We start from the raw sequence: 20,208 nt of genomic DNA, 5'->3' as shown, positions 1-20,208 counted from the left end.
CAAGATATTAAATGTGAGAAACTTTCCTATCTGCCAGCCTGACAAGAAGCTTTAAAGCTGCAGCAGATTCTGTCGCCAGCGTCTTGCTATTTGCCTCCTACCTGGTCTACTTTATCAAAATACTCTTTCTGCAGCTGCAGCGTTTTCGTGTCTGCTTTTACTACTTTCAGGGCCGTAACCAGCTCGTCTACCATGTTCTCCACCAGCACCTTGCCAAACTCCTTTGTTGCCTTGGCTCCTTCACCGGCATAGTGGTTCGGGTAGCTGGCATACCACCAGATGCCCGTGTAGAGGTTGTCGGGCAGTGCCAGCCGCTTCTGGTTTTCGCCCGATTCCTGGGTAGAGCGTTCCTGCTGCACCAGGTCTGGGCGTAAGTATAACAGGGTGGACGTTTCGTTTTCGCCGGCATGTTGGTCGCCGGCAGGGTCTGTTTTGCGCATCTTGTTTACTTTGGCGGTAAACTCCGGCGTCTGCTGTGGGTCAAAGAAATATACCGCGTAGTCGCGGCGCTTATCCAGCTGCGACTGTATAAAGTAGCGGATCAGTTCGGGGTTGCCGCCATGCCCATTCACAATCACAATCTTGTTAAAGCCGTTGCGCGCGATTTCCTCACAAGTAGCTTCCAGCAGGTCCATCGCTACACGGTTAGGCAGCGAAAAGGTGCCGGGCTGATGCCGCGCTTCGTTGATCTGTCCGTAGAAGTAATCTGGAAATACCACCGCATACTCTTTTTTGGTGGCCCTCGCCGCCCACTCCCGCACCTTAATCAGGTCGGAGCCGATGGGTGCCTGGGGCCCGTGTTTCTCTAGTATACCGAAAGGCAAAATACAGGTGCGGGACGACTTCTCCAGCGCCTTTGGCCAGTCGCTGGCCGTCAATTCGTCCCAGCGGGCAGGCAGGTTCTGCGCCGTAGCGCAGGTGGTGAAAAGCAGTAAAATTACAAGTAGTCTCATAGGCATAAACAGTTAGTGATATATCCTCTGAATGTATGAAATATTTATACTTTATGGAAGGATTAGTTGGTATTATTCTCTCTGCGGCTATGCTGCAATCGCCTTATCCCCCAGCCTGCTGTATCTGAAACCAGGTGCTGCTATTCTACTGGCAGTGTTAAATAGCAAAAAAGTACTTTTTCAGCACCCTTTTCCTCTTGAAGCAGGCAAAGCTTAGCAGCAGAGAAACCTAGAAAAAGTTGTTATATACAATGGAGAAAAGCACCTTTAGCTGTGGAAATTCCGGAAACCTGCCGTAGTTTATACTTGTAGCAGGATGCTACTGCAGCCACAAGTATGAGTTGGTACTTTATTGAAGTATGAAACAAAAGTGGTTGTTAATGGGGAAAGAAGGCGTTCTGAGCCGGATTGTCGGAATGCTATACCCCGCAGGTGGCTATAAGCCCAACCTTGTACCTGCAAATCCTGTATGTTATTAAAGTTCCGACTTCTTTGATGTTTTAATAACACCGGCTAGTGGTGTAATAACAACTTCTCATTAACTTTGCGCTTTCATTGACACCCTTGCTTAATTAGTATACTTACACCGGTAACGGGAACGTTATACCTTATCAGGTGTTTTGCAAAAAGCAATTCATTAATCAGTAACGAGATGCTTAAAACGAAGAAAGAAATGATCCTGGAAACAGCCTTAAACCTGTTTTCAGATAAAGGATACGATGCCACGCCCACCAGCCTTATCGCCAAAGAGGCCGGTGTATCAGAAGGACTTATTTTCAAGCACTATGCCAGCAAAGAGAACCTGCTAGAGACGATCATCAAGGCTGGCTACCGCCGTATTACGGAGAAGAGCAAAGGCGTGGTGATGGAGAGTGACCCTGAAAAGCTCATCAGCAACGTGCTTGATATGCCGCTGAAGCTGGTAGAAGAGGAGCGCAATTTCTGGCGCATGCAGTTCCGGCTGGTAGATGAGGAAGTAGCTCAGAAGCACCACCTGCGCTATTCGCAATCTGTCATGCAGAAGCTGGTGGAGGCGTTTCGCAAGCTGGACTATGCGCAGCCGGAATTGGAATCGGAAATCCTGATGCTGATGGTAGAAGGCCTCTGGAGGCTCTACTTAACCAACGAGGACAAAAGCCACTTCAACCAAATGCTGGACCTGATCAAGTCTAAGTATAGAAAGAAGTAACGCTTTCTATACTTAGACTCTCCCCTCCTACTTATCTTCTTTAAAAGCCTAACACATTCATTCTTCAGATCACCGCATAGCGCCTGCCAGCAGCACTCCCGCAGTTCTTCAACACATTCGCCACAGTTTGCTTTTATCCTGCAGGTCATCTACCACAAAGGTGCACCTTATCCCGCTTTAGTTGCTTCAGGGTTTCGCTTTTTCGGCCATGTTAAAGCTCTCCGGCGGACCCAGATAGCTGGGTTTGGCACCTTTGGTTTCTACCACGATCTTCTGCACCACCACACCCGGGTCCACCATCCATACTTTAAGCACATGCTGCCCGGGCTTTTTGAGGGTGTGTTTCGATTGCGTGACGATGATATTATTGGCTACCCACTCGTCCCAGCCCGGCGTAGTGTTGTCTTTGTGGATGTTTACCAGCTGCGGCGCCTGGTCGTCGAACGCTACGGCATAGCGCAGGCCTTCCGAGTCGTTGTAGTTGAGCGTGGGCGATACCAGCACCTGCACGTTTACCTGACCGCTGTCCAGCAAGTAGAGGTCATACTCCAGCCTGGGGCTGTCTGCGCCGGGCTTTCTGCTCTTGGCCGTCACCGGGAAGGGCGTAACGGCGGAGCCTGTGCGGCCCAGATCCGGGAGCACCTTCCAGAAGGCATCCCCTGCGTGCACCGTGCGGCTAAAGCCGGGGGCCTCCATCGATATATAACCGTTGCTTTCCACAAAGCCTTTCACCTGCTGCGCGTTTAAAGCCAGGTTATTTACCACCGCCTGCACCACCACGCGCTGGCCATTCGGCCCGGTGATCGTGATCGGCACGCGCTGTTTTCCGGCAGGGGCCTGCTCCCAATTTACGCTTACCCAGAGGCGCTGCTGGTCATCTACTGTGCCTTCTGTCTTGTCCACTTTCAACCACGGCGCACCCGTTTGCACGGTGTAGGCAAAGGGCTTTTGCCCGCGGTTGAACACGTCGATGTAGGTAGCTTCCGGGCTGTATGGCGTCAGCGCCGGCAGCACGGCCTCCGTTTTTGCCGCTGGCCACCAGTCCTTTGATCCTTCCACGGCCACGCCCATGTCGGCGCCTGCTGGCAAAGTTATTTCCTTTACTTCCGGCAGCACGTCTTTATCGGGCTGCTGCCAATAGGTGTAGCTGATGTGCGTCTGGTCCATCATGTGGGGCCACTTGCCGTTGGCGATTTCCTCGTTATACTTTCGGGAGAGCTCCTGGTCAGTGGCAAACAGCTGCTTGGCCTGCGCTGCCAGCGCGTTGGTAGCGGCGCGGCCCTGTTGCGCGTAGAGGCGGTTTCTGGCGACGGTATAGTATAGGTCGTTGAGGGTGGCGCTGGCTTTTACCGGGTGCAGCACCAGCTCAAAAAAGGGGTCTTTGTAGGCGGCGGGCAACTGCTTGTAGAGCTGCTCGGCCTGCCGGGCCAGTTGGTTGTAGTCGGCCACCACCGTTTCAAACTCACGGTAATTGGTGAGGCTGTAAGTTTCGGGGGACAAAAGTTCGGGTTTACGGCGGGCGTTGTACTTGCCATACTTGGCCAGCAGCGCTGCCACCTCGGGTGCATACTTTTCGCCGAACTGCTGCGCTGCCCACTGTCGAGTATACTCATCCAGGCGCTCGGCCGTCCACTTCTCCGGGTTCCAGGCATAGTCCAGGAAGAACGAGGTCGGGAACTCCATCGGCTTGATATCGCCCACGTTCACGATCCAGATCCTGTCCACGCCGTGCTCGTAGGCCAGGTGCATCTGTTCCCAAATGCGGGGCAGCGGGTTGGTGTTGATCCATTTATAGTTGCGGGGACCGCCCACGTAGTCGAAATGATAGTAGATGCCGTAGCCGCCAGGACGCGTTTTGGCATCCGCCTTGGGCAGCTTGCGGAGGTTGCCCCAGTTGTCGTCGGCTAGCAGCAGCGTCACGTCGTCGGGTACGCGCATGCCTTTGTCGTAGTAATCCTGCACCTCTTTGTAGAGGGCCCATACCTGCGGCGTTTCGGCGGCGGGCTTGCCTGTTTCCTCAGCAATGATCTGGCGCTGGTCTTTCACGATCTTTTCCAGCAAAGCAATGTTGCTGCCCTCACTCATAGGTTCGTCGCCGTCGCCGCGCATACCAATGGTCACGAGGCTCTCGTGGCTGCCCATGTTGCGGATGCCCTGGCGCCAGAAGGCCCGCAGCGTGTCGGCGTTGGTTTCGTAGTTCCAGGGGCCGGAGCCGTAGAGCTTCCACTCCTGCTGCGCCCGCAGCATCGGCTCGTGGTGCGAGGTGCCCATCACGATGCCATACGCATCTGCCAGTTGGGGGTTCAGCGGGTCATCGGCATTAAAGGCCTTGCCCCACATGGCAGGCCAGAGGTAGTTGCCTTTCAGGCGCAGGATCAGCTCGAATACCTTCTCATAAAACTGATGGTTCACGCCGCCGAATTTCTCCACGGCCCAACCCGTCAGCGCCGGGGCCTCGTCGTTGATAAAAATGCCCCTATACTTTACTTTCGGCTCCCCATCGGTGTGGCGGCCCGGCAGCACGTAGAGGTTCTGCTGCTGCTTTACCGGCACATCGGCCCAATAGTACCAGGGCGATACGCCGATCTGCGCCGACACATCATAGATGCCGAAAATGGTGCCGCGCTTGTCGCTGCCGGCTATCACCAGCGCCCGGTCCACGCCGCGCATCGGCTTGTCCACCACCTGCACCACGTAGGTTTCCCACTTGCCGGCGATGCCCGCCACGTTCAGCTTTTTGCGTTGCACCAGCTTGTCGATCAGCGGGCTTTTGCCGAGGGTGCCGATCAGCACCACCTGCTTCTGGTGCGGCACCTTCTCCGAAGTATACAGCGCCGGCTTTGCACCTGTGACCCGCTCCAGGTCCGCCTGCAAATCACCAGCTGCCCGCCACACGCCCGGCCAGTCCTGCGGACTGGTATAAAGTGGCGCCGGTTTACCCCCCACGGCCAGGGCAAAATAGCCTTTGCCGCTGGAGGAGGAGACGTAAGCGGAATCCGTGCTGGCCCAAGCCGCCTGCGTAGCAAACACAAGTATAAACAGTACGGCGCAGGGACGCATCACCCTTGCGCCCCACTCCCGACGCATCGCCGGGAATATATCTTTCAGATTTGTCATCTTCATGTCAGTCTAAATAAAAGCAGCCGGCTCACCGCTTGTGTTCTTCTTCAGATCATCCCTATACTTGGGGTATTCTTTTGCTACAGCACCACCTGCTTTTCGCGGGGCGTCAGGAAATGCATCAGCACCCAGGCCAGCACATAGGCGAGGCCGCAAACCGTGAAGATGATGTTGTAGCCGGCGGTCAGGTTACCCAGGCCTGTGTAGTAGTCCAGCACGGCCCCGATAAACAGCGGGAAGAGCGCCCCGCCCACGGAACCGGCCATGCCGCCGATGCCCACCACCGAGCTCACGGTGCGCTTGGGGAACATGTCTGACACGATGGTGAAGACGTTGGCGCTCCAGGCCTGGTGCGCGGCGGCAGCCAGGCTGATCAGGCCCACGACCGCCCACATATCCGAAGTATAGCGGGCCAGCATGATGGGCACCACCAGCAGGGCAATGATCAGCATCGCCACCTTTCGCGCCCTGTACACGGGCATGCCCCGGCGGATGAGGTAGGACGACAGGTAGCCGCCGCCGATGCTGCCATGCTGCCTACGGTGGTGGCAGTGTAGACGATGGCCAGTGGCAGGCCCAGGCTGCTCAGGTTCAGGTCGAAGGTGGAGCTGAAGTAGGAGGGCAGCCAGAATAGGAAGAAGTACCAGATGGGGTCGGTGAAGAACTTGCCCACGATGAACACCCAGGTTTGGCGCACAAACAGGAGCCGCCCCCAGTTTACCGGCGGCTCGTTCACCTCTGCCGGTGCTTCGTCATTGTCGCTGTGGATGTAGTCGTACTCTGCTTTGCCGAGCCGCTTTTGCTTGGCGGGGATCTCATAAAGTATAAACCAGGCCACCAGCCACAAAAAGCCAATGGCTCCCGTGGCGACAAAGGCTTCCTGCCAGCCATAGGTCGTCACGATCCAGGGCACCAGCAGCGGGGCGGCGATGGCGCCCACGTTGGCGCCGCAGTTAAACAGGCCGGTGGCCAGGGCCCGCTCTTTTTTAGGAAACCACTCGGCCACCGTTTTAATGGCCGCCGGAAAATTGCCCGACTCCCCCACGCCCAGCGCGGCCCGGGCCACCCCAAAACCAAAGGTGGTTCTGGCAATCGCATGCCCCATCGCCGCCAGGCTCCAGACGATGATGGACAGCGCGTAGCCCATCTTGGTGCCCACTTTGTCTATGATCCGCCCGAACACCACCATGCCAATAGCATAAGAGGCGGTAAAGGCCGTCACGATGCCTGCGTAATCGCTCTCCGTCCAGCTAAACTGCTCCTCCAGCACCGGCTTCAGGATGCCCACCACCTGCCTGTCGAGGTAGTTGATGGTGGTGGCGGCAAACACCAGGGCGCAAATCGTCCAGCGGTACGAGCCGATCGTTGCCTTTTTTACGTCGGGTTCTGTGGTGAGGGGTGCGTTCATGGCAGGGGCGGTTACACGGTTAGCTTTCGTTAAAAGGAGAAGTAGTTCCTGGCGTTATGGTAGCAAATATCCTGCACCAGCTTGCCCAGCCAGGCGGTGTCGTCCGGCAGCAGGCCCTGCTCCACGTCGTTGCCGAACATGTTGCACACCAGCCGCCTGAAATACTCGTGGCGCGAGTAGGACAGGAAGCTGCGCGAGTCGGTCAGCATGCCGATAAAGCAGCTGATGAGGCCCATGTTGGAGAGCGCGTCTAGCTGCGCCTTCATGCCGTCCAGCTGGTCGAGGAACCACCAGCCGGACCCGAACTGCATTTTGCCTTTGATGCCGCTCTGCTGAAAGTTGCCGATCATAGCGGCAAAAACGGCGTTGTCTGCCGGGTTGAGGTTATAGATGACCGTTTTCGCCAAAAGACCGTCGCTTTCCAAGGAATTGAAGAAAGTAGCCATGGTGGCCGCCTGCGGAAAGTCGCCGATGGAGTCGTAGCCGGTGTCGGGGCCGTTTACCTGCAGCATGCGGGCGTTGGTATTGCGCAAGGCGCCCAGGTGAAACTGCTGCACCCAGCCTTTGCGGGCGTACATCTTGCAGAGCTCCAGGAGTATGTATCCGCTAAAGGCCTCCTGCTGCGCGGCAGTGGCTGCATCGTTACCGGCCAGCACGGCGCCAAAGGCCCTGTCTAAATCGCTGGTGCGTTCGCTTGGAGAAGGCAAGTATGACAGGCCATGATCTGAAAGGCGGCAGCCGTTCTCGTGGAAGTAGTTCACCCGCTGTTGCAGGGCCTCCAGCAGGGTGTCTATACTTGTAATTTCAATGCCACTTGCCGCTGAGAGTTGCTGCAGGTAAGCGCGGTAAGTTTCTCCGCCGCCCAGGTGCAGCGCCTTGTCGGGCCGGAAGCTCGGCAGCACCTTTACGCTGATACCGGAGTGGGCGAGCTGCTGGTGGCAGGCCAGGTTGTCCACCGGATCGTCGGTGGTGCCCACCATCTCCACGTTAAAGTGCTTCAGCAAACCCTGCGGCGAAAACGCCGGCTGCTGCAGGAGGCGGTTACAGTGGGCGTATACCTCCAGGGCATTGTCGCCGCACATCAGCTCCGTCACGCCAAAGGGGTCCTGCAGCTCCAGGTGCGTCCAGTGGTAGAGCGGGTTGCGCATGGTATAGGGCACGGCCTCCGCCCATTTCACGAATTTCTCTTCGTCCGTAGCGTTACCGGTGATGTAGTGCTCCTCCACGCCCAAGGTGCGGAGGGCGCGCCATTTATAGTGGTCGCCGGCAAGCCAGATCTGCGTCATGTTGGCGAAGTTCTGGTTGCGGGCGATCACCTCCTGCGACAGGTGGCAATGGTAATCGATGATGGGCAGGCCTTTGGCGTAGTCGTGGTAGAGGTGCCGCGCCGTTTCCGTTTGCAGCAGGAAGTCCTCGCCCATAAAACCGGGCCTAGTGGCGACTTGCCGTGTTATGGCTTTGCTCATGTGCTTCGTCTTTAGGTAAGGATCGCGCGATGCCTAGCTCCAGGCCGCGCAGCTCGGCCAGCCCCCGCAGCCTGCCGATGGCGGAGTAGCCGGGATTGGTGACCTTGTGCAGATCGTCGAGCATTTGGTGGCCGTGGTCAGGCCGGAAGGGGATTGGCTGCTTCCGCTTGCTGTTGATAGCGATCAGCTCGCGCATCACCCCGTACATGTCCACGTCGCCAGCCAGGTGGTCGGACTCATAAAAGTTGCCCCGCTCATCTTTCAACACGTTGCGCAGGTGGGCGAAGTATACCCGATGCCCCACCGCCTGCAGAATCTCCACAGGGTTGTTGTGCGGCCCCGCGCCCAGCGAGCCGGTGCAGAAGCAGATGCCGTTCGGCTTGCGGTCTACGGTGTTGAGGATGTAAAGCAAGTCTTCTTTGGAGCTGGCGATGCGCGGCAGGCCAAGTATAGGAAAAGGCGGATCGTCGGGGTGGATGGTCATATTTATGCCGGTTTCCTCGCACACGTCCATGATGGAGGCCAGGAAGTAAGTTAGGTTTTCGCGCAGGCCGCTGTGGCCGATGCTTTTGTAGATGTCGATGCTTTGCTGCAGCTGCTCCACGGTCACGCTCTCCTCGGTCGGCACGCCCATCAGGATGATGTCGTGCAGGTGCTGCAGCTCTTCCTGCGTCGCCTTCTCATACTTGGCCCTGGCCTCCTGCACGACCGCCTCGGCATAATCGTTCTCGGCGCCCGCCCGCTTCAAGATGAATATATCGAACAGGGCCAGCTCAGACCAGCTAAAACACAGGGCTTTGGCGCCGCTCCACAGCTCGTAGGCCAGGTTGGTACGCGTCCAGTCCAGCACCGGCATGAAGTTGTAGCACACCGTATCGATGCCGCAGGCGGCCAGGTTGCGGAGCGTCTGACGGTAGTTCTCCAGGTACTGCTCGCAGTCGGCGTTGCGGGTTTTGATGGCCTCGTGCACCGGCACGCTCTCCACTACCACCCACTGCAGGCCAGCGGCTTCGATAATGCTTTTACGCTCCCGGATCTCCTCCAGCGGCCACACCGCGCCGTGCGGGATGTGGTGCAAAGCGCTCACCACGCCAGTTGCTCCGGCCTGCTTCACATCCTGCAGCGTCACGGGGTCGTTCGGGCCATACCATCTCCAGCTTTGTATTAAAGGCATATTGTCTTGTTTATGATGTAAGTCCATTAATTTATACTTGCAGCTACGTTAGCTCCTTTTGCCTCCTTCGAAGAGGGCCTTTGCTCCATATTTATACTTGCGCTATCGGGCAGAATGCTGCAGGAGCTTATCCGCCCACGGGATGAAGTACTTCACATTCGGAGCGTCGGTGTGGCCGCTGTCATGCTGCCGCCAAGCCAGTTCCCCGTCCAGCAGTCCCGCATTTACGCCAGGCATTTGGGCTGTTTTATAATCAGCAGGCACGCCAAGGCCACGGGCACCTAAAAGTTCGTACACCGGCTGCGCCGCTACAGTGGCCATGTAGCTACCCTGCTGGTCCAGCCACTTGGCGTCGCCCTGCTCGGGGATGCCGTAGCTGATGAAGACCGGCCGGGGGGCGCACAGGGCGATCAGTTCGTGCGCGTCCACCGGAAGGTCGCCTGCGTTCTTGCTTCCAAACATGGCTTTGGCGGCGCCATACTTCAGGAAATTGCCCGCCATCCAATGGTATTCGCCGCTGCTTGTCAGGCTCTCCACGGCCTCGCCGAAGTTGCGCCGGTGCAGCTTCGCGCCCCCTTCTCCCGAGGAGCCGATCAGGCCCAGGGCAAAGCGCCGGTCGAAGGCCATGGTCACGAGCGCTGCCTTGCCAAAGCGCGACACGCCTTCGATGCCCACCTTTTTGGCGTCTACGGCAGGGTCGGTTTCCAGGTAATCCAAGCCGCGGGAAGCGCCCCAGGCCCAGGCGCGCAGGGCACCCCAATCGTTTGGCTTGCGGGGCTGCCCTTTGTTCACGAGGCCGATGATGCCTTTGGTGAGGCCCGCGCCATTGTCTGCCTGGATGGTGCCGGGCTCGATGAGCACATAGCCCCAGCCGTCGGCCAGCAACTGTTGCGGGGTGGGTGGATCGCCGGCTGGCGGTGGCCCAAAGGCCGGCACCTGCGAGGCAATAGGCGTATAGGCTGGGTACTGCGCAAACACCTCCTGCAGGCTCGGGTCTTGTTTTACCAGCAGCTCCTTCAGCGCCGCGTTGATCTTGTCGAGGCTCTCTTGCGACGGCTGGGCCGGAGCCGGCAGGGCGCTGTGGGCAAACATCATCAGCACCGGGACAGGGCCTTTGGCGTTTGCCGGCGTCACCACCGTCATGGCGATGTCCACGTTCAGGAGCGGGTATTCGGAGTTGTTCACGTGGCCCACCAGCTGCTTGGCGACCACCGGAAACCAGCCGACGCGCTCCTTTTCGTTGATCAGCACCTCCCAGGTTACCTGGGGCACATTTTTGGGCACGCGGCCGTATACTTCTTTTTCGAACGCCTCCACGAGCTCGGGGCGGCGCTTGTTCCACCACATCGCCGCGGAGGTTACTTTCTTGCCGTTTTCCAGGGTCAGCACCGGTGGCAGGTCGGGGTAAGGGTTGGCCAGGGCCTCGTTGTAGTTGGCGTGGTTCGGCGCAGACTCATCGCCGCTCGGCCCGGGCCGCAGCGACTGGATACCCAGCTGCTGCATCATGTGCTGGTGGTCCTGCTCGGCCGTAAAGTTCACCGGCGCCGGATAGTTGCCGCTAGCGCCCATAGTGGTGTTTTGGGCCGAAGCAGAAGAAACAGCCAAGGCGAAAAGCAGGTAGAGCGTCTTTTTCATGGCAATGAGTTAACGGTTAGTCGTTGCCACCGGCTGGTCTGTTCGGAAAGGAGAAGCCGGCAAGCCCTCCTTGTTGTATAGGTTGGCGCCAAAGGGGTTATTGGCCCAGGCGTAGCGCACATACTTCGGATCCGGCACCTCCTCGCTCCACACCACCACTTTATCGCCCTCGATCTTTGCGTTAGCCCATACAAACTGCTTATCATCCCCGGCAATGGCAAAGCGCGCGAGCTCCTCCCCGTCTATAGCAACCAGCCCGCTGCCGGTGTTTGTAAAGCTGAGGATGATCTTATCGCCCTCTACTTTGGAGGACTCGTACAGCGGACCGGAGGAAACGAGGTTCTTTTCGCCATAGGCCAGCTTCTGCGCGGCGAGCGCCAGCCGTTCGCCCACGTCTTTTTTATCGTCCGGGTGAATATCGTTCCACTCCCCTACATCGATGGTGACGGCCATGGCGGTGTTGGGCACTGACAGGGTCTGCAGGGCCGCCTCACGCATCAGGGCCCAGTTGCTCTCGGCAGGCAGGTAAGTGGCGTCCATAAAGTTTGGCAGCTGCACGTACAGGAACGGGATGTCCCCCTCCTGCCACTTCTCGCGCCAATCCGCTATCATGGCCGGAAACAGCTTTTTATACTTCTCCGGGTTCCCCGCATTGCTCTCGCCCTGGTACCACACGATGCCTTTTATGGTATAATTCGTTACTGGCGCCACCATGGCATTGTATAAAGCCGTTGGCTCGTTCTGGGCATTCAAGCCACCCGGTCCACCAGCGCCGGGGCGGTATACTTCTCCTACCTTGTACTGCCAGGTGCCTTTCAGGTCGAGGGTTTGCCTGTTGGCCTCTATAAAGTAGGGCTTGTCGGGCACGAAGCCGCCTTTGCCCCCAAAGTTTTGCACGCGTACCACCAGCAGGTTCTTGCCCGGCTTCAGCATGCCTGCCGGAATGCTGTACCTCCGCTGCGGATATTGGTAGGTGGTGTTGCCTACCTGCTGCCCGTTGATGTAAAGCACGTCCGCATCCACGATTCTACCCAGGAACACTTTTGCCGGCACACCGGCCATGGATGCGGGCACCTCTATTTCGCGGCGGTACCACACGGATCCGTTCAGGTCCCGTACGCCCTGGTCTTCCCAGTAGCCGGGGATGTTGATGTTCTGCCAGTTCTTCGGCACATAGGCGGGCTCATACCATTTCACCGGACCCGTCAGCCCTTTGTCCTGCTCCGGCTTTGCCCGGTTGGCGGCAGCAGCGGCTTCAGCGCGGCGATTAAGGCTGTTCACGTAGCTCGTATCGCTGTTCCTGTTAATGGTGGCGATGTCCGTAGGGAACTCCCGCAGGCCTTCTTCGCTCATCCAGGCTTCGATGGGCGTGCCGCCCACGCTGGCGTTGATCAGGCCGATGGGAATGTGGTACGTCTCATAAAGCTTGCGGGCGAAAAAATAGGCTACGGCCGAAAAATCGTTGATGTCCTGCGGGTTCGCTGTTTTCCAGGAGCTGGGTGGCAGTTGCTCGGCAGGCCCCTGCAGGTTGGTGGTTGTGGGAATCCAGAACTGCCTTATCTGCGGGTAATTGGCCGTGGCGATCTCCTCGGCATACCGCACGTTGTGGAGCTTCATCTGGTGCACCATGTTTGATTGCCCGGAGCACAGCCACACATCGCCCAGCAGGATATCTTTTACGGTGATGCGGTTGCTGCCATTGATCTCCATGGTATAAGGACCACCGGCGGGCATCGGCTTGAGGGTGAGATGCCATTTGCCGTCGCGGCCGGTGGTAGCCCGGTAGGTCTTTCCTTTAAACTTCATGGTCACTTTTTCCCCGGCGTCGGCCCAGCCCCAGATGTTGGTTTTGGCGTTTCGCTGCAGCACCATACCGTCGCTCACCAGCTGGGGCAGCCGAACGGCGCCAAAGGAGGTAAAAGTCAGGAGGAAAGCTCCCCAGACCAGCAGCATCCGGATAAGGCTTAGGGGCATTCCGCTTCTTTGCTTTTGCGGCACGGGCATTTTACAGTTCACTTGTTTCATAGTATAAGCTTTTGGAAGGTTAGCAGCGGCCGCCTCTGTCAACCACAACGGCAGTCGTATACATAAGGAAAAAAGGATGTGAACAGCACATCCCCTTTACCTTAAACAAAATCAATCTAACCAAATCCTTTTATTTCCTTATTTCGATAATAGTGCCTTCAGAGCGCTGAAGTAGGCGTCTTTCTTGCCGTAGTTCGCATCAAACAGCGTGGGATTGTCTTTGTGATCGGGCTGCTGCACAATCCAACTGTCCTTGTCTGTTACGTTCCAAAAGGTAAGGCCGTACTGCTGCGCCGCCGGCACCAGGCGCTGGTAAGCATCGATGACAAACTGCACCTTATCCCCCTGCAGCTTCGAAATGCCGGGGGTGAAAGTATAGGCGGCACTATTGGACGGATTCGTCCGCACGTCCAGCTCCGAAATGTGTACCAGCAGGCCGGTAGATGCCATTTGCCGGATGGCCTCTTCAATGCCCGAGTTTGGAGTGTTGACGCTGATGTGCATTTGCAAACCTACGCCGTCTATTGGCACGCCCTGTGTTTTGAGCTTACTGACGAGGGCCACAAATGCATTCAGCTTCTTGCCGTCGGCCTCCTGGTTGTAATCGTTTAGGAACAACTTGGCCGTTGGATCAGCTTCGTGAGCATACTGGAAAGCTTTAGCGATGTAATCCTCGCCCAGGAACTCGGCCCAGTAAAAGGTGTCGCCGGTCGTAGGCGTACCAGGATTAGGGTTGGTGCGCAACTGCCCGGTGTTATCCGTAATAGCTTCGTTCACCACGTCCCAGGCCTTGATCTTGCCTTTGTAGCGCGTCATGGCGGCGGTGATGTAGTCTTTCATGGCTTTGTCCACAGCGGCGGCGGCAGCCGGGTTATTCACCGGACCGGAGATGCTGACTTCCCGCACCGTCACCTCGTCGATGTAGTAGGTGTCGGCTTTGGCGCCCATGTCAAACAAGAGCTGCGTTTGCGCGTCCTGGGCCGTAAAGGTCCAGATCACTTGGGTCCAGGTGGTGCCAATGGTCTGGTCGCCCTGGTAGCTGGCGGTGGGTTGGGTGGAGAGGCGCATCAAACCACCTTCCTGCGCCGCTTTTATCCAGAATGACACCTTGTACGCCTTGCCTACCTCGGTATCTAACTTGTCGCTGGCCAACTGTACTTTCCACTGGTTGCCGGGATTATCGGCCGTTACCGTCACTTTCAGAGCCCGCGTTCCTTCCTTCACGTCAGGAGCGGTGGCGGCGCTAAAGGCGGTGGCCCCGTTAAAGGCTGACCAATATGTAAAGCTGTCGTCATCGCCTTCTTCAAAGCCGCCGTTGGCCAGCAGGTTCTCGCCACTTTCATCGTAGGAGGTACCGCCGTTGCCTGCCACCAGCGCGCGGAGATAGGTGCCGTTGTTGTTCTGGTACCACACCAGCGTATGCCCATGCACGCGCATGTCGTGCTGGGCAGCATAGTTTACCAGCTGATCTACTTTGCTAAAGTTATAGGTGCCATCGCTTTGTACCACTGCCCCCTGCTTCAAGGCATACTCGAACGTGAGGCTGTTGAAGTTCTCGGCTACGGTGCTGGCGTACTTAGGGTCGTTGAGCAGCAGGTTGTAGCCTATGCCCGCACCTACCGGAAAACTCGCTGCTTCTTTTAACGTGCTGGCTACGGGGGGCACCACGGGGTCGGGTAAGCTACTACCCGTATCGTTGCTGTCGTCTTTGTCGCAGGCGGTGAGCAGCGCCAGGGCCAGGCAGCCACCGAGCACATAGTTATGTAAGTTATACTTGTTCATTCAATTCATTTGGTCTTGTGCAGCGAATACAGGTATGTAAGGTGGCAGTAATTATGTATAAATCCAGCAGCGGCAGAAAGAAATAATGCTTCGGGATGATTACCGCTGCATAAAAAGTTTAAAGATTGGCTGCTCTACTTCAGCAGCCAATCTTTAAACTTGCACCTGCTTAATTATAGCCAGGGTTCTGGTACGCTTCCTTACCGCCTTGCATCGCTTCGAGCTGCCCCTGCGGAATTGGGCGCAAGTATAGGTAGGGTTCAATTTGGCGCGTTATCGTTTGTGGCGTATGATCTCCGTAGTTGCTGCCAGCAATTCTGTACGTAGCAGCAAGCTCTTCCCATTTCTGGGTACGTACCAGGTCGAACCAACGGTAGCCTTCGCCATAGTATTCGCGCGAACGTTCTGCCAGAATATAGTTAATGTCTATCGTTTCTGGCGTGGCAGCAAGCATCTCTGCACTATGATCTTCCACTTTAGCAGTATTGCCGTTGTTGTCATAACGCCACTGGCCGGCACGCGCACGAATCACATTGATCAGTTCTCTGGGACTTTTACCAGCTTGGGGCGCTGCCCCTTTTACGGCTGCTTCGGCCGCGATGAAGTATAACTCCGAGAACTTGGCAATATTAAACGGCCGGGTACTGGCGGCATTTGGCTGCCCTAATCCGTCGCCATTGTCGGTGCGGTAGGTGCCCATTTTCCAAAGCCCCGGGTATACGATCCGGCTGATGCCCTCTGGCGCGATCACAAAATCAGACCTGCCGGGCAACTCGCCTGCACCAATATTACTTTTACCGGCACCGACTGGGTAGCTGATAGGTGTTGCGGGCTGCTCGTTCAGGAAGGTAAGGATGGCCCCACCCGGTTCAACCGGCAAACTGTTGGCATTGTACACAACCGGTGCATCAACGCCTCCTTTCGGCCAGTTGCCCCGGTAAACGGTTGTAAAGGTACCGTCGTAACGGGAGTCATTGGTTTTGTCGGCAAAGGTATTCGTGATGACACCAATCGGGGGCGCCATACGTGTCCACGGGCGGCCCAGGTGTTGTTCTGCGGCACGCTGCACAGAGCTGATCACATTTGTCCAGCTAGGGTCAGTCGCGCTTCGGATGTTGGTGTAGTTCCACGTCATCATCCAAACAGCAAAGTTATCAGGGGCACCGCCATTGCTATACGTCAGGCTGCCGCCGTTGTAGAACTCGCTTGTCTCTGTATGGTCAGCGTATAGCAGTATTTCAGGATTGCGGTCGTTTGTTGCCACATGCACATCATAGTATGTGGGTTGTAAACCGAAAGGGCCCGGGGCATCAATAGCGGTTGTGGCTACGTCGTATGCCTGCTGAAAATACCACTGGGCATCATGCCCGTCCGGGTCGGTGCGGGGAGCTTCCGGATAAGTTGGAATGTTGTTGGGGTTCTCCAGCCACCAGCCGTAAGTCAGGTAGGCTTTTGCCAGGTAGAGGCGGGCCAGCGTCTGGGTTACACCGCCAGTGATTCGTGGGCTTACCGGTAGGTTTTCTACTGCAACCAGCAGGTCCGGAAAAATGGCTTTGGTGTAGACTTCCGGCACAGTGTTGCGCACAGAAGTTCTCACAGGATTGGTGTTAAACTTCAGTTCTCCGGCACCCAGGTCCAAGGGCACCCCGCCAAAGGTCTGCACCAGCTGAAAGTAGTCGAAGGCACGGAAGAAACGGGCTTCGGCAATCAGCGCATCCGAAATGGTGCCGACTTCAGCAGCATTTTCAATGATGCCGCTGGCGGTGTTGATGTTCGGGAAAGCAGCGCCCCACAGCACATCGGCCCGGCTGTTGGAAGGCGTAATCACCCCCTGGCCTGAAAGGTCCATCACCTTGAAGTTTTCGTCCGCACTCTGCGCGTAGGTTGCTTCATCCGTACCGGTTTCGGTGGCGTTATAGTAGTAAGCTTGCCCGTAGATGTAGCGTAAGTGGGCGTACATCGACGTCAGGCCGCCGTAGACGCCTTTCTCCGTACGGAAATAACCGGGTTCGTAAATACTGCGTGGCTGTTCTTCCAAAATGTCCTCGCACGACGCCAGGAACAACGTCATCAGCAGGGCTGTTCCTAAAAAAGCTTTTCTATGAATACGTTTCATCATTATCCTGTTTAAAAGGTGAAATTAAGACCAACCAGGTAGCTGCGCGTAGCAGGCGCGTTCGTGCCTATGGTGAGCAGGCGAGGCTGGTAAGCCGTAGTTACAGCCGCATTTTCGTTGCCATAGGAGTTGGTTTCAGGGTCCATCCCGGATTCTTTGTGGTAAGGCGAGAAGAGCACAAAAGGGTTTTGAGCCGTTACATAAACCCGTAGCCTGTTCACTCCAACGTTTTTCAACCAGTTGTTGCTGTCAAAGTTATACCCCAACGAAATGGTGCGTACCTTCAGGTAGGAAGCATCGAAGTAGCCCAGCGTGCTGCCATACCTTGGATTGTCGCTGCTGGTAGCACCCCCTGGTTTTGGATACTTGGCGCCAGTGTTCTCTGGTGTCCAGTAGTCCACGCTTACGTTGCCGCGGCGCCCGCTTAGCATGTTAAGATAGCCGGATGAGCTGTAGAGGGTACTGATGAGGATACCGCCACTCTGGAAAGCACCGACAGCGCTCAGGTCGAATCCTTTGTAAGATACGCGGGTGTTAAAGCCGCCTTGGAAGTCTGGATTTACATCCATGATCTGGCGGTCATCCGGGTTAATTGCTCTTACAGGCGTACCATCGGCATTATACTCGCCGGTATACTTCACTTTAATCATCCCTACATTTCCGCCTGGTTCCAGGATGTCCAGGTACGGATCTTCCGCTTGCCAAAGGCCTACTTTCTCGTAATCGTAGATAACGTTGATCGGATGGCCTACAAACCACCAGTTGGATTCATCTCTATCCTGTCCGGAAGCAAGTGCAACCAGTTTATTGCGGTTGCCATACATGTTCAAACCGGCCTCCCAGGTCCAGCCGTTCAGGTTATCCAGGATGATGCCGTTGAGCGACAGCTCCAGCCCCTTGTTTTGGGTTTTTCCTATGTTCGACACAACGGTGTTCACACCTGATGTAGAAGGCAGATTAACGCGCAGCAGAATATCCTCGGTATTGGTAACATAGTACTCTACCGTACCTGAAAGCCGGTTGCTCAGCAGGGCGAAGTCCAGGCCATAGTTCCAGGTTTTAGAGAACTCCCATCCTAAGTTAGGATTCGGGATTTCGGTTACATATACGCCGGTATAAAAATCATCAGGCCCAAAGTTGTACGGCCGCGTGCCCAAGCGCCCGAGGGTAGCATAAGGGTCCACTGCCTGGTTGGAGGTTTGCCCGAAGCCCACGCGCAGTTTTAACATATTTACCAGACTGACATCCTGCATAAACGACTCTCTGGCAATGTTCCATCCGGCTGATACGGCAGGATAAGTATGCCATTTATGCCCCGGCGCCAACCGCGAAGAACCGTCGGAGCGAACCGTCGCGCTCAGCATATAGCGGTCGTCGTAAGAGTACATCACACGCCCCATCCACGACAGCAGGCCGCTTACCCGGTAAACCTGGTCATTCGGGTTGATCGTGATTTCGCCGGCAGCCTGCCCCAGGTTATAGAACTGGAAAGCGTCAGCGGGAATATCCCTTGCTCCGATGCGTGAGATGTTGTAGTGGTTTTCTGAAGCAGAGTACAAGGCTACTGCATTCACGTTATGTTTTCCCGCAAAGGTGCGGTCGTAGGTCAGCAGGTTTTCAATGGTCCAGTCAGTCGTTTGTGCATTGCTGATGGAAGCGGTGGAAGGAGTAGTTGGCGTGGCGCTGTTTATGCCCTCTCCGGTGTAGCTGCCGCCGTTACTCTGGCGGTAGTTCAAGCCCAGATTGGCGCGGTACTTCAAGCCTTTTACGCCGGGTATCTGCACCTCGCCATAGAGTGTATTATACGTTCCGAAAGCCCTGGTTTCACTCAGCCACTTATCATTTAAACCGCTTAAAATATCTTTTGTATAGAGCCAACTTTCATCTAAAGGCATCCGGATCGTTCTTTTCCAGCTGCCATCTTCGTTATAAGGGTTAGCAATAGGCGACAAGCTTAAAATGCCGTACAGGCCCACATTGTTGCCTTCTGTCACGTTATAGTTATTGTAAGTTGTAAAGCCGAGGCGCACATAATCTCCTACTCCCTGGTCGAGCGTACCACGCATGGAGTAGCGGGTATATTGCTGTGTCGGAATCACGCCTTTATCCTTGTAATAACCTGCGCTGAAACTATAGCGGCCCTGCTCCGTGCCACCCGACACGCCTAAATCATGGCTTGTGGTTACTCCGGTTCTGTATAGCAGGTCCTGCCAGTCGGTATTTACATCATCCGACTCATCCAGTGCATTTGTGTATTGCCCCGCTGCCTTGCGAAGCGCCACAAACTCCGGCCCGCTCATCATGGGGTATTTGGCAAAAACGTCTTTCACGCCATAAAAACTATTGTAAGTTATCTGCGCTTTCTGCCCCATCTGGCCCGCCTTTGTTGTAACCAGTATCACGCCGTTGGCGCCGCGTGAGCCATAGATGGCGGTAGCCGAGGCATCTTTCAGAATATCGATGCTTTTGATATCGTTGGGGTTGATGTCGCCAATGGCTCCGGCAAAAGGAATACCGTCCAGCACCACCAGCGGGTCGTTTGTGGCAGTGAGCGAGCGGGTACCCCGAATCCGGATCTGCATGGCTGCACCCGGCTGGGATGACGTTTGCGAAAACTCCACCCCCGGCAAACGACCTTGCAGCGCCTGCGAGAGGTTAGCCGATGGCACTTCGCGCATCACATCTCCCCCTATCGAGGCAACAGAGCCTGTCACCGCTTCTTCCCGCTGCGTACCATAGCCTACCACCACTACCTCCTGCAGCGCTTTGGCATCTGTGCCAAGTTGCACATCAATAGTAGAGCGGTTGCTGATGGGTACCTCCTGCGGCTGATATCCTATATAGGTAAACACCAGTGTACCGGTACCAGTGGGCACATCGATCGTGTACTGACCATCTGCACCAGTAGGGGCAGCCGTTGTCGTGCCTTTTAGTAGTACTGTCACACCTGGCAGCGCCAGTCCTGTTTCTGCATCTGTCACGCGGCCGGTCACCGTTGATGTTTGGGCCATGGCCTGTGCGCTTACCAGCAGCAAGGTCAGGAGCGCCACCAGCCGGATAGCCTCTGGTAAACGCCACCGTGAAATCATCGATCTGGGGCTTTGTGTAAAATCACATTTCATAGATATTCATGTTTGAAGTTAGGATTACTACTATTGACACTGGTATCTCCGGAGCCAACTCCGGCACAAGGATGGATTCACTCTTCAAAACTTCACTCAGCAGCTACATCTGACTGGTCGGTCGGTTGCCCCGCGTGGTTGCTGCACAGGCAGGAGGTCCAGGCAGCATTGATTCGGTTTATCGTGACCTAATGCCTACCTTGCTTTAAGATGCAGCA

At 56.2% G+C, this 20,208-nt stretch carries 10 protein-coding genes and 1 pseudogene; 1 reads left to right on the top strand and 10 read right to left on the bottom strand.

Annotated elements, in window-relative coordinates:
• Positions 1 to 86: 86 nt before the first annotated feature.
• Positions 87 to 953 carry a creatininase family protein gene (locus tag ABDW72_RS07000; protein WP_347157786.1) on the bottom strand — a complete coding sequence of 289 codons (867 nt, stop codon included), beginning with the start codon at positions 951 to 953 and terminating at the stop codon, positions 87 to 89.
• A 652-nt stretch (positions 954 to 1,605) separates the two neighbouring features.
• Between ABDW72_RS07000 and ABDW72_RS06995 the strand changes: the two genes are divergently transcribed.
• On the top strand, positions 1,606 to 2,142 hold the full coding sequence (locus ABDW72_RS06995) for a TetR/AcrR family transcriptional regulator (RefSeq protein ID WP_347157785.1): 537 nt from the start codon (positions 1,606 to 1,608) through the stop codon (positions 2,140 to 2,142).
• Between the two features lie 186 nt (positions 2,143 to 2,328).
• On the opposite strand, the gene ABDW72_RS06990 is transcribed toward ABDW72_RS06995, so the two are convergent.
• The 9 genes and pseudogenes from ABDW72_RS06990 to ABDW72_RS06950 form a co-directional block, all read right to left on the bottom strand.
• Positions 2,329 to 5,265, bottom strand: coding sequence for a glycosyl hydrolase 115 family protein (locus tag ABDW72_RS06990; protein WP_430438145.1), 2,937 nt, complete (start codon positions 5,263 to 5,265; stop codon positions 2,329 to 2,331).
• Positions 5,266 to 5,342: 77 nt separating this feature from the next.
• Positions 5,343 to 6,670, bottom strand: a pseudogene (locus ABDW72_RS06985) (MFS transporter).
• A gap of 29 nt (positions 6,671 to 6,699) precedes the next feature.
• A complete protein-coding gene (gene uxaC / locus ABDW72_RS06980; protein ID WP_347157784.1) occupies positions 6,700 to 8,136 on the bottom strand; it encodes a glucuronate isomerase in 1,437 nt (478 codons plus the stop codon).
• Positions 8,102 to 9,310, bottom strand: a complete 1,209-nt coding sequence (gene uxuA / locus ABDW72_RS06975; RefSeq protein WP_347157782.1) for a mannonate dehydratase — start codon at positions 9,308 to 9,310, stop codon at positions 8,102 to 8,104. Before uxuA ends, uxaC begins: the two co-directional genes overlap by 35 nt.
• 102 nt (positions 9,311 to 9,412) lie before the next feature.
• On the bottom strand, positions 9,413 to 10,945 hold the full coding sequence (locus ABDW72_RS06970; RefSeq protein WP_347157780.1) for a glucuronyl esterase domain-containing protein: 1,533 nt from the start codon (positions 10,943 to 10,945) through the stop codon (positions 9,413 to 9,415).
• Positions 10,946 to 10,954: 9 nt separating this feature from the next.
• Positions 10,955 to 12,919, bottom strand: a complete 1,965-nt coding sequence (locus ABDW72_RS06965) for a sialate O-acetylesterase (RefSeq protein WP_430438151.1) — start codon at positions 12,917 to 12,919, stop codon at positions 10,955 to 10,957.
• Positions 12,920 to 13,108: 189 nt separating this feature from the next.
• Complete coding sequence (locus tag ABDW72_RS06960) at positions 13,109 to 14,752, bottom strand: endo-1,4-beta-xylanase (protein ID WP_347157778.1); 1,644 nt, start codon at positions 14,750 to 14,752, stop codon at positions 13,109 to 13,111.
• Between the two features lie 169 nt (positions 14,753 to 14,921).
• A complete protein-coding gene (locus ABDW72_RS06955) occupies positions 14,922 to 16,871 on the bottom strand; it encodes a RagB/SusD family nutrient uptake outer membrane protein (protein WP_347157777.1) in 1,950 nt (649 codons plus the stop codon).
• 8 nt (positions 16,872 to 16,879) lie between these two features.
• Positions 16,880 to 19,957, bottom strand: coding sequence for a SusC/RagA family TonB-linked outer membrane protein (locus ABDW72_RS06950; RefSeq protein WP_347157775.1), 3,078 nt, complete (start codon positions 19,955 to 19,957; stop codon positions 16,880 to 16,882).
• Positions 19,958 to 20,208: the final 251 nt, after the last annotated feature.

This window comes from Pontibacter chitinilyticus, assembly GCF_039748935.1.
Taxonomy (GTDB): Bacteria; Bacteroidota; Bacteroidia; order Cytophagales; family Hymenobacteraceae; genus Pontibacter; species Pontibacter chitinilyticus.
The sequence above is the reverse complement of the archived record's forward strand: the minus strand, read 5'-3'. Positions and strand labels throughout refer to the sequence as shown.

Excerpts from the sequence above, each read along its gene's own strand:
- uxaC (WP_347157784.1), bottom strand. The coding sequence starts at position 8,136 with ATGAGCAAAGCCATAACACGGCAAGTCGCCACTAGGCCCGGTTTTATG.
- ABDW72_RS06960 (WP_347157778.1), bottom strand. The coding sequence starts at position 14,752 with ATGAACAAGTATAACTTACATAACTATGTGCTCGGTGGCTGCCTGGCC.
- ABDW72_RS06990 (WP_430438145.1), bottom strand. The coding sequence starts at position 5,265 with ATGAAGATGACAAATCTGAAAGATATATTCCCGGCGATGCGTCGGGAG.
- ABDW72_RS07000 (WP_347157786.1), bottom strand. The coding sequence starts at position 953 with ATGAGACTACTTGTAATTTTACTGCTTTTCACCACCTGCGCTACGGCG.
- ABDW72_RS06970 (WP_347157780.1), bottom strand. The coding sequence starts at position 10,945 with ATGAAAAAGACGCTCTACCTGCTTTTCGCCTTGGCTGTTTCTTCTGCT.
- ABDW72_RS06965 (WP_430438151.1), bottom strand. The coding sequence starts at position 12,919 with ATGCCCCTAAGCCTTATCCGGATGCTGCTGGTCTGGGGAGCTTTCCTC.
- ABDW72_RS06950 (WP_347157775.1), bottom strand. The coding sequence starts at position 19,957 with ATGATTTCACGGTGGCGTTTACCAGAGGCTATCCGGCTGGTGGCGCTC.
- ABDW72_RS06995 (WP_347157785.1), top strand. The coding sequence starts at position 1,606 with ATGCTTAAAACGAAGAAAGAAATGATCCTGGAAACAGCCTTAAACCTG.
- ABDW72_RS06955 (WP_347157777.1), bottom strand. The coding sequence starts at position 16,871 with ATGATGAAACGTATTCATAGAAAAGCTTTTTTAGGAACAGCCCTGCTG.
- uxuA (WP_347157782.1), bottom strand. The coding sequence starts at position 9,310 with ATGCCTTTAATACAAAGCTGGAGATGGTATGGCCCGAACGACCCCGTG.